1 protein-coding gene is annotated in these 1,181 nt (G+C 31.9%); it reads left to right on the forward strand.

The window, feature by feature from the left end; all coding sequences use genetic code 11:
* Positions 1 to 47: 47 nt before the first annotated feature.
* A partial coding sequence (locus LPH68_RS26300; protein ID WP_230297279.1) for an AMP-binding protein occupies positions 48 to 1,181 on the forward strand: 1,134 nt, incomplete at its 3' end.

A 1,181-nucleotide genomic window follows, 5' to 3' on the forward strand; every position in this document is an offset into this window, starting at 1 on the left:
TAGCCATGGTCTCGTGGGCTCGGAGATGTGTATAAGAGACAGGTGTTATGGCAGGTTGTATACCCGTTTTAATGCCTTCTGTACAATTCAGTAATAAGAACTCTATTGCTTTTGAACGCCTAAAGAATGCAATTGATATATTAGGTGTAGTTACACTTATAACAAATGATATTAATCTATTTGAATATTATAAATCTTCATTTCATAAAGCTGTGTGTGTTGAAGATATTATGAAACAATTGGATTTGTTGCAAGATTATTCTTTACACATACCTAAAAGAGATAGTAAAGATTTATGTGTTATTCAGTTTTCATCAGGAAGTACAGGGGCACCCAAAGGAGTCATGCTTAGTTTTAACAATATTTTAACTAATTTGAAAATAAAAACTCTTGCGGATGAAATTACAACTGAAGATACTTTGATTCACTGGATGCCATATTTTCATGATTATGGTCTATTTGGAAATCATTTGGTTTGTTTGTATAACCAAATTACAGAAATAAAAATAGAGCCTTTTTCCTTTTTAAGAGATCCTTTGATTTTTCTAAAGAAAATTTCCGAATATCAAGTAAGTATTTGTGGCGGTACGACACCTTCAGGATTGGATTTGTTAATTCAAAAGTTAGAACAATCTAATGACATAAAAGAATTGGATTTATCTCAAGTGAAGACTCTTTCAATTGGAGCAGAAATGGTTCCATCTAATTTATACGTCCGATTATCCCCCCTTTTTCAACTTGGGTTTAATCGAAATGCATTCCGCCCTTCATATGGAATGGCTGAAACAACATTGATTGTTTCTTCCTGTTTACCGGGTTATGGAAATAAAAATATAAGAATAAATAGAGAGGCGTTCTATGAAGGGATTATCAAATTAGTCGATAAACAACAAGATTTTTGTGAATTTGTTAGTGCAGGTAGAATATTACCAGGCTTACAAGTACGCATTGTTAAAGACGGTATTCCTCAAAATAATTTAAATTTAGGAGAGATTCAAGTAAAAGGCGCTTGTGTCATGTCTGGTTATTATAATGACATACAATCAACAGATGAAGTATTAAAAGACGGTTGGTTAAGTACAGGAGATTTGGGCTTTTTTGATTATAACAATATTCTTTATATAGTAGGTCGAAAAAAGGAAACAATTATAGTAAATGGACAAAACTTTCATCCTTTTGAT

Origin of the sequence: Bacteroides sp. 1_1_30, from assembly GCF_020982715.1 — a bacterium.
Lineage (GTDB): Bacteria > Bacteroidota > Bacteroidia > Bacteroidales > Bacteroidaceae > Bacteroides > Bacteroides xylanisolvens.